The organism is Calidifontimicrobium sp. SYSU G02091, assembly GCF_022631395.1.
GTDB lineage: Bacteria > Pseudomonadota > Gammaproteobacteria > Burkholderiales > Burkholderiaceae_C > Calidifontimicrobium > Calidifontimicrobium sediminis.
The window spans coordinates 1-7932 of record NZ_JALBGB010000056.1 but is presented as its reverse complement, the minus strand read 5'-3'; the positions used below and the strand labels follow the sequence as shown (position 1 = coordinate 7932).

At 67.0% G+C, this 7932-nt stretch carries 10 protein-coding genes; 8 read left to right on the top strand and 2 right to left on the bottom strand.

Annotation, left to right across the window (positions count from 1 at the left end; genetic code table 11):
- Positions 1–419 precede the first annotated feature (419 nt).
- Both MOJ79_RS18505 and MOJ79_RS18500 read left to right on the top strand, forming a co-directional pair.
- Complete coding sequence (locus MOJ79_RS18505; RefSeq protein WP_442863146.1) at positions 420–797, top strand: ArsR/SmtB family transcription factor; 378 nt, start codon at positions 420–422, stop codon at positions 795–797.
- Entirely contained in the window at positions 794–1312 is a 519-nt protein-coding gene (locus MOJ79_RS18500) for an SRPBCC family protein (protein ID WP_241925483.1), read from the top strand. The genes MOJ79_RS18505 and MOJ79_RS18500 overlap by 4 nt, the downstream gene beginning before the upstream one ends.
- Here the strand turns inward: MOJ79_RS18500 and MOJ79_RS18495 are convergent.
- Positions 1293–2279 carry a hypothetical protein gene (locus tag MOJ79_RS18495; protein ID WP_241925482.1) on the bottom strand — a complete coding sequence of 329 codons (987 nt, stop codon included), beginning with the start codon at positions 2277–2279 and terminating at the stop codon, positions 1293–1295. The genes MOJ79_RS18500 and MOJ79_RS18495 overlap by 20 nt on opposite strands.
- Positions 2280–2282: 3 nt before the next feature.
- A complete protein-coding gene (locus tag MOJ79_RS18490) occupies positions 2283–3524 on the bottom strand; it encodes a hypothetical protein (protein ID WP_241925481.1) in 1242 nt (413 codons plus the stop codon).
- A gap of 245 nt (positions 3525–3769) precedes the next feature.
- Here MOJ79_RS18490 and MOJ79_RS18485 point away from each other — a divergent pair, with 245 nt between their 5' ends.
- The 6 genes from MOJ79_RS18485 to MOJ79_RS18460 all read left to right on the top strand — a co-directional run bounded on the left by MOJ79_RS18485 (position 3770) and on the right by MOJ79_RS18460 (position 7733).
- The gene (locus MOJ79_RS18485; RefSeq protein ID WP_180684182.1) at positions 3770–4111 is read left to right on the top strand and encodes a helix-turn-helix domain-containing protein; all 342 of its coding nucleotides are present in this window, start codon (positions 3770–3772) and stop codon (positions 4109–4111) included.
- A gap of 4 nt (positions 4112–4115) precedes the next feature.
- Positions 4116–5042: an ImmA/IrrE family metallo-endopeptidase gene (locus tag MOJ79_RS18480; protein WP_241925480.1), complete on the top strand. Its 927-nt coding sequence runs from the start codon at positions 4116–4118 to the stop codon at positions 5040–5042.
- A 96-nt stretch (positions 5043–5138) separates the two neighbouring features.
- The gene (locus MOJ79_RS18475; RefSeq protein WP_241925479.1) at positions 5139–5354 is read left to right on the top strand and encodes a hypothetical protein; all 216 of its coding nucleotides are present in this window, start codon (positions 5139–5141) and stop codon (positions 5352–5354) included.
- On the top strand, positions 5351–5824 hold the full coding sequence (locus MOJ79_RS18470) for a DUF2924 domain-containing protein (protein ID WP_241925478.1): 474 nt from the start codon (positions 5351–5353) through the stop codon (positions 5822–5824). Before MOJ79_RS18475 ends, MOJ79_RS18470 begins: the two co-directional genes overlap by 4 nt.
- A gap of 29 nt (positions 5825–5853) precedes the next feature.
- Positions 5854–7251 (top strand): recombinase family protein, encoded by a 1398-nt coding sequence (locus tag MOJ79_RS18465; RefSeq protein WP_241925477.1) that lies wholly within the window; start codon positions 5854–5856, stop codon positions 7249–7251.
- Positions 7248–7733 carry a hypothetical protein gene (locus MOJ79_RS18460; RefSeq protein ID WP_241925476.1) on the top strand — a complete coding sequence of 162 codons (486 nt, stop codon included), beginning with the start codon at positions 7248–7250 and terminating at the stop codon, positions 7731–7733. The genes MOJ79_RS18465 and MOJ79_RS18460 overlap by 4 nt, the downstream gene beginning before the upstream one ends.
- Positions 7734–7932: the final 199 nt, after the last annotated feature.

Below are 7932 nucleotides of genomic sequence, written 5' to 3'. Positions count from 1 at the left end.
GCGTTCGAATCCGGTGGTGCCAAGGCTCATCTGCTTCATGTCGATACTGTCTCACATCCGACGGTCATCGCCGGGGTTTTGCAGACCTTCCTTAGCCTTCCGCCACCAATACCTAACGCCCAACCCTCATCGGTTGGGCGTTTTCGTTTGCGGGTTCCGCGAGACCACGCGGGGTCCAGGCCGGTTCCGCGTGTGCCACGCGGTAGTGGCAGGGTGGCCAGAGGTTGCCCGGTTCGACTCTCTTCTGCTCTCAGTTCTCTCAAAACCCGCGCCAACTTCTTCGCCGGAGCGCACGCAGACGGGCTTGCCCGTCAACGACTTGCACGTGCGTCGCCGCTATCGGTTGTCCATCGTGCTTGGGTGACCAGGGCATCTCGTCGGCGCCATGCGCGACGATCGAACCCGCAGGCAAACCGCACTTGACTGAAGACGAGCGCTCACCAATACTTTGCCACATGGCAAACAATGATCAGGTGCTTGATTGCACGTTCGCTGCGCTGGCCGACCCCACGCGCCGTGCCATCGTCGCCCGGCTGTGCCAGGGTGAGGCGCCCGTGGGCGAGCTCGCCAGGCCCTTTTCCATCGGTCTGCCGACGCTGCTCAAGCACATCCGGGTGCTGGAGGACGGGGGGCTGGTGACTACGCGCAAAGCGGGGCGGGTGCGAACCTGCACGCTCGTCCCCGACGTGCTTCGATGCGCCGATGCCTGGTTGCGCGCCCATATCGACGTATGGGAGAGCCGACTCGACCGGCTCGAGGCACATCTCCATCAACTCAAGAAAAAGGACCTCCGATGACGAGCGCTTCGCCTGACCACTCCGCCTGGGCCGCATGGCCGCTCGACCGCGAGATCGTGTTCGCCCGCGTGCTCGACGCCCCGCGCGAAGCCGTCTTCGACGCCTGGACCGACCCGGCACAGATCACCGCCTGGTTCGGCCCCGCCGGCACGACCATCGAGACGCGCGAGATCGACATCCGACCCGGCGGCGTCTGGCGCTTCGACATGGTCGCCGCTGACGGTACCCGCTACGGCAATCGCATGGTGTTCCACATCATCGACCGGCCGCGGCGGATCGAGGTCGATCACGGCTCGGACTGCGACGACGATCCAGGCATGTTCCGGATGCTCGTCACATTCGACGAACAGTCCGACGGCCGGACGGTGCTCACCTTGCGGCAGTTGCATCCGACGCGGGCGCAGCGCAAGGCAACGATCGGCTTCGGCGCTGTCAGTTTCGGTGGCCAGACGCTCGACAAGCTCGCCGCGCACCTTGCCGCACGAGCGGGAGCCGTTACGGCTCGACCCTCGTAGCCCGTCGAGGGTTGTTGGATCGTGAGACCTCGGCGCAGGGCATCGCGTACAAGCCCTCGCGCCTTTGCGTCACCACCAGCACCCGGTAAGCGGCCAGGGGTGCCTCAGCCTCTGGCTTGTCTTTATCGCGCGGCTTTACCTTGAACACGTCGATGGGTTTGTCGCTCTTTAGCCCGGCGCGCTGCATGATCCGCTCTCCACTCATGGGTTCGCCCCGGAACGACCACAACGACTTGAACACCGCGGCCTGAGCCTCGGTCAGCCGGATCGGGCCGTGCGGCCAGTCGGGCAAGGTCACCCAGCGGAAATCGGCCGAGAACGGGCCGTGCACCGGCGTCGTTGGATCGCTGGCCTGTGCTGCCGGCGGCTCTCCCGTCGCGCCGATGAACGAGATGCCGCCTCCGTAGAAGGCGAATCGATCCTCCAGAGCCAACCATTCCACGCCCGCCCCGAAGGGCGCGCCCCGCGTCTCGCGTGGCTTCGGCGTGATGACGCGGATCGCCCCTCCTGTTACCCGCACCCGGTCCAGCAGCGCAGGCTCCCGCCATAGCCGGATCAGATCGCGCGCCAGCAGGACCGGCGAACGCCGGGAATCGCCAAGGCGCCACACGCCATCGCCGAGGGCGTCGATGCCGTCGCGGCTCTCGATCGAAAGCGCCAGCCGCAGCTTTCGGCGCAGCCAGTCCTCGTCCAACCTCAACGCGACCGTGTCGTCGGCCGCGACGGCCACCGGCCCGCACTCGGGGCAATGGCAGGTACGCCCCCGTTGCCCGTCGCCCCAGACCTGCGCCCGCTGCTGGTGACAGTAGGGGCACAGCACGAATCGCTGGTCCAGGGCCGTGGGCTTGACCGCCTGCCCGAGGGCCGGCAAGGCGGCGATCTCGCGGGGAGAGAGCGCGGCTCGAAGAATGGGCGTGCCGCCCGCGAACAAGCGGCACACCAGGGCCCAGGCGTCGTGCGTGGCCACCGATCAATCCTCGTAGACTGGCTGAGGATTGGCCGTGTCCGGCTCCGGGGACGCCTCCTGCGCGTTCAGCGTCTGGCCGGGCTGCAAGATGCCCAGCGAGACCAGGTAGCCCTCCAACTGCGCCTGCAACGCGGCATCGAACTTGTGCAGGTTCAGCCGGCCGCGACGCGTCACCTCGACCGTGACGACCTTGGAACGAGCCTTTCCGGGTTCGGGCGGGTAGTACAGGTTGATGCGTGCCGCCGTGATCAACCAGCCGCGCTCCAGCGGATCCTCACCGGGGAACTCCTCGCGCAGCAGTTCGGTGACGCAGCGCTGCTCGCTCGACGCCATCGCCGTGCAATCGAGCTTCAGTGCCGTGCTCGGGCTCAGCACCGAGATGGACTTGACCTGCAGCGCCACGAAGCCGTCCGCCACGGCCTGCGGCACATCGAAGCCGAGGCGCAAGACCGACAGGTCCAGCGTCGGCGGCTTGATGCGGTGCGCGTCCACCTTGACGCCCAGCAGGTGCTCGGCGAAGGCGTCCACGAGCATCTGGTGGTACTTGGCGCCACCGCGCACGAGGGTGCGAACGACCCCGGTGGCCACGGCGTACTCCAGCACCATGTGGATGTTCGGGTTGCCGACGCGACGGGTGAGATGGGCGCCCTCGAACTCCAGGCGCAGCATGGCCAAGTCCTTGACGTGCATCGTCAGTAGGAACACGCCGGGGCGGCGTTCCACCAGGTAAGCCACGCTGCCGTCGCCGCACTGCAGTTCGCGCTGATAGAAGGCCGAGATGGCCTGGCGCAGTGCGGCCAGCGCGGCATCCGAGGTGTTCGGCCGACGCTTCACGCCGAGGTCGTGCTGCTGCGCCTGCGATCCGTGGCGCTCGAGGTAGTCGAACTCGCAGGCCCGCTCGAACAGCGCCGGATGGTTGGCATACAGCCAGAAGGAGCGGTGGGTGTCGCTGCGGCATCCCACCAGGCCCAGCAGCGCGGCGCCGTCTCCGGCGGCGGCCTGGAACATCGCCTGCTTGCCGGCCGGGTCGGCCAGCTGGATGCTGGCCATGAGGTTGCCGATCAGACGGTCACGGGCGGCGACGTCGGGCCAGGTGCGAACGGCCTCCACCAGTGCCTGCGAGGTGCGAGGCGTGTCCTCCCAGTCGAAATCGGCGGCCACGGGCAGGCCGTGCGAGGCCAGGAAAGTGCAGAGGGTCGCGTCCACCGGCAGTTCGAGCAGCACGTCGACGAAGGTCTTCTTCATCTTCTCGGTCCTTTCCGAAGAGGCGTCGGAGGTTCTGCGGACCGATGACAGGTACGCGAGCCGGCGACTGCGGTTACTGAACATGGCTCCCGCCGCAGTAAAGCAGCGAGATACGGCGTGATTCTGTCCCGCTTATTTCCGCTTGTCAAACGGTGTGGCACATCTGGCGCTATTTTGTATCTCGTGGCTATACTCTCAGTCTTGCTTTCCTACACTGACTGTTCATTCGAGACGGGGACATCGCCATGGCTTCGGCGTTTGGATCACGCCTGCGGCGCTTGCGCGAGGCAAAGAAACTGACCCTGCAGCAGGTCGCCGACGCGGTCGGCTGCACCAAGGCCTACATCTGGGAACTGGAGATGAAGGAGGGGCAGCGCCCTTCGGCCGAGCGCGTGTATGCCCTGGCGAAGGTCCTGGGCGTCACCGTCGAGGACCTCATGGAGGACCAGCCTCGCGAGGTGCCAGCGGCCAGCCCGGAGGATGTCCAGTTCTTCCGTGAGTACGCCGGGATGACCGACGAGGACAAGCAGATCTACCGCGACACCCTCGAACTGGTGTTCCGCAAGCGCAGCAAGGGCGAGAGCTAGCAGCATGAGCGCCCCGGCCCTCAATGGTTTCACCGCTGCCGCCACCGTTCTGAAGTGGCTGCGGGCCTGGCACGCCGGCGACATGCCCGAGGCCATCGACCTTGATGTCGTCAGGCAGATGCTGCCGACCACGCCGTACGGCACCGGGGTCCGGGAAATCAAGCAGCCGATGCCGCTCGACATCAGCGGCTTTGAAGGCAGTCTGGTGCGCAATCCTCATGACGCCGCCGAGTGGGGCATCCTCTACAACGGCCGCGCGAGCCCCGAACGCCGCCGCTTCACCATCGCCCACGAATTGGGCCACTTCATCCTCCACCGCAACACGCAGAGTCGCTTCAACTGCGACAAGGACAGCGTCTACGCCGGTCACGAGACGCTTCGCCTGATCGAGCGCGAGGCCGACGACTTTGCCGGCAACCTCCTGATGCCCGGCGATCGGCTGCGCGAGTGGATCTCGAACCGACGCATCGATCTGCACGTCCTCAGTGCCATTGCCAAGCGCTTTGAGGTCTCGTTCGAGGCGCTGTGCATCCGCTTCATCAAGTTCACCCCGCAGCGCGCCATCCTGGTCTACTGGGACAACGGCTACGCGAAGTACGAATGGCGCAGCAGCAGCGCCGTGAGAACCCGGGCGCGCATCCGGCGCACCGGCGATCCGCAAGAGCCCTTACCCGGCACGCTCGCCGCCGACGCGAGCGTCGAGCAGGCATGGGACGGCGTCGAGCTGTCCGCCGCGACCTGGTGCCCCGAGGAGGCGCCCCACATGAAGCTGCGCGAGTTCAAGCACAGTTACGGCGCGCGGGATCGCGTCTTGACCCTGCTGCTGTTGGAAAGTGCCGAGCCGCGCGCTTGGGATCGATCCTGGCAGGACGGCGAAAGCTTCGACAGCTACGACCGGTTCGTCTCGGCAGGCCAGCACCAGGTGCGATGACGCAGGGCGCCGTAGCCCGCGCATCCCCGCCAAAACCCGTTACGCGGAGCCCCTCGATTCCTAGCATGAGCGGCGTTTTCCATCGAAACGCCGACCATGCACGAACCTGAACCCTTCGTCCTGGATCCCGAGGCCGATCGGCCCCGGCACGCGCATCAGGAAATCGCCGACCTGTTGGCCGCCGCACTGTTGCGACTGCGCGCGCGTCCGTCGCGCGACACCACCGAAAACAGCGAGTGCGTTCACCTTGGCTTCTGCGGACCACAGCGCGTGAATGCGAACTGCGATCACGCACGAGGAGTTCGCCGATGACGACACACGCAGGCCCCGCGGACCCGGCCACCGTCGCCGCCCGCGTCGCGCAGCTGCCCCACCTGCCGATGGACAGCCTCTGGGCGCTATGGGACGAGTACTTCGAGGAGCGGCCCAAGCATCATCACCGCACCTGGCTGGAAAGCCGGCTCGCCTACCGGATCCAGGAGCGCGCCTTCGGCGGATTGAAGCCCGCGACCCGCCGCAAGCTCGAGGAGATCGGTGAGACGGGCATCCTGCCGCGCCAACTGCGCCGCGACGCGAATCGGCTGCTGCCGGGCACCGTGCTCACGCGGATCTTCGACGACGTCGAGCACCGGGTGCTGGTGCGCGGCCCGAACGACTTCGAGTATCAGGGACAGCGGTTCAAGAGCCTGACGGCGATTGCCCGCCACATCACCGGCACGCATTGGTCGGGCCCCGCGTTCTTCGGCCTCAAGACCAAGCACGGCCAGAAGGAGCCGGCATGAGATCACGATGGCCCGCATCCCCGTCGGCCATGCCGACTCCTGGTCCCGTCACGCCAACGAGGCGCTGCGCGGTCTACACCCGCAAGTCCACCGACGAGGGGCTGGATCAGGAGTACAACAGCCTGGAGGCCCAACGCGACGCGGGGTTGGCCTTCATTGCCAGCCAACGTCACGAGGGCTGGATCGCCGTGGACGATGGCTACGACGACGGCGGCTACTCCGGCGGCAACCTCGACCGCCCTGCGCTCAAGCGGCTGCTCGCCGACATCGAGGCCGGCAGGATCGACATCGTGGTCGTCTACAAGATCGACCGATTGACGCGAAGTCTGCCGGACTTCGCCAAACTGGTGGAGGTGTTCGACCGCAACGGCGTCTCCTTCGTCTCGGTCACGCAGCAGTTCAACACCACCACCTCGATGGGGCGGCTCACGCTCAACATCCTGCTGTCCTTCGCGCAGTTCGAGCGCGAGGTCACCGGCGAGCGCATCCGCGACAAGATCGCCGCCTCCAAGGCCAAGGGCATGTGGATGGGCGGCATGCCGCCGCTGGGCTATGACGTCGTCGATCGCAAGCTCGTCGTCAACGAACGCGAGGCGGCGCTGGTGCGCGACATCTTCCGGCGCTATGCCGAGCACGGCTCGGCGGCGCGGCTGGTGCGGGAGATGGCCGTCGAGGGCCACACCACCAAGGCCTGGGTGACCCAGGGCGGCCACCAGCGCACCGGCCGCCCCATCGACCAGCAGTTCCTGTTCGCGCTGCTGCGCAACCGCATCTACCTGGGTGAGATCCGCAACCGTGGCGTGTGGTACCCCGGCCAGCACGAGGCCATCGTCCCGCAGGAACTGTGGGAGGCGGCCCATGCCTTCATCGAACGGCGCAAGCAGGTCCCGCGCGAACACCGCGCCAAGCATCCGGCCCTGCTCGCCGGCTTGCTGTTCGCCCCGGACGGACAGCGCATGCTGCACACCTTCGTCAAGAAAAAAAGCGGGCGCATGTACCGCTACTACGTGCCCTATCTGCACAAGCGGCGCAATGCCGGCGCCACGCTCGCGCCGGACGCGCCCGACGTCGGGCATCTGCCCGCGGCCGAGATCGAGAACGCGGTGCTCGCCCAGATCCACCAGGCGCTCGCCGCGCCGGAGGTGCTGATCGGCACCTGGCGGGCCTGCCAGCGCCACCCGGCAGGCGCGGCACTCGATGAGGCCCAGGTCGTCGTGGCCCTGCGGCGCATCGGTGCGGTATGGGCGCAACTGTTTCCGGCCGAGCAGCAACGCATCACCCGCTTGCTCATCGAGCGGGTGCAACTGCATGCCCACGGCCTGGACATCCTCTGGCGCGAGGACGGCTGGCTTGGCCTGGGCGCCGAGGTGGCCGGCCATCCGCTCGTCGAGGAGATGCGCGACATCCCGCAGGAGGCCTGCGCATGACGATCGAACGTCCCACCGGCGCGACCAACCCGCGGCTCAAGTGCGTGCGCATCGAGGTCGGCGCGGATGCGCGCAGCTACGTCAGCGGCGATCGGCGCGTGACCCTGGTGCCCTTGACCATCAAGCGCCGGCAGAACCGCAAGCTGCTCATCCCGCCGCCGCGCGAGTCGATGCCGCAGTCGGGCGGCCTGGACGAGCCGATGATCAAGATGCTGGGCAAGGCCTTTTACTGGCAGCGCCTGCTCGACGAGGGGCGCTACGCCACCGCCACCGAGCTAGCGCGCGCCCTGCGGCACGAACCCGGCTGGGTGGCCGAGGTACTGCGGCTGACCTTGCTGGCGCCCGACATCGTCGAGGCCATCCTGGACGGACGCCAGCCCCGCCATCTGAACCTGCAGACCCTGCGCGGGCGGCATGAGCTGCTGCCGCGGGATTGGAACGAGCAGCGGGAGGTCTTGGGATTTCCGCCGATGAAAATCTGAAGGCCCTGCGGCCAACCGAACGGCAGCACCGTACCTCGAGATCCGCTGGCGCCCCGATGGTGGCGGCGGAACCTTTGCATCGCTCCGGTTCCCGTAGATGTAGATAGTCAGCCCTGCAAAACGACCTCAAGCCGCATGGACACTGGGTTGGTGAGGTGATGTTGCGGGGTTGGAACTCCCGAAGATGAATCGGCTCGAT

What these genes read in the sequence shown, in the direction of transcription:
- MOJ79_RS18500 (WP_241925483.1), top strand. Translation starts at nt 794, where the DNA reads ATGACGAGCGCTTCGCCTGACCACTCCGCCTGGGCCGCATGGCCGCTC.
- MOJ79_RS18490 (WP_241925481.1), bottom strand. Translation starts at nt 3,524, where the DNA reads ATGAAGAAGACCTTCGTCGACGTGCTGCTCGAACTGCCGGTGGACGCG.
- MOJ79_RS18485 (WP_180684182.1), top strand. Translation starts at nt 3,770, where the DNA reads ATGGCTTCGGCGTTTGGATCACGCCTGCGGCGCTTGCGCGAGGCAAAG.
- MOJ79_RS18480 (WP_241925480.1), top strand. Translation starts at nt 4,116, where the DNA reads ATGAGCGCCCCGGCCCTCAATGGTTTCACCGCTGCCGCCACCGTTCTG.
- MOJ79_RS18475 (WP_241925479.1), top strand. Translation starts at nt 5,139, where the DNA reads ATGCACGAACCTGAACCCTTCGTCCTGGATCCCGAGGCCGATCGGCCC.
- MOJ79_RS18470 (WP_241925478.1), top strand. Translation starts at nt 5,351, where the DNA reads ATGACGACACACGCAGGCCCCGCGGACCCGGCCACCGTCGCCGCCCGC.
- MOJ79_RS18465 (WP_241925477.1), top strand. Translation starts at nt 5,854, where the DNA reads ATGCCGACTCCTGGTCCCGTCACGCCAACGAGGCGCTGCGCGGTCTAC.
- MOJ79_RS18460 (WP_241925476.1), top strand. Translation starts at nt 7,248, where the DNA reads ATGACGATCGAACGTCCCACCGGCGCGACCAACCCGCGGCTCAAGTGC.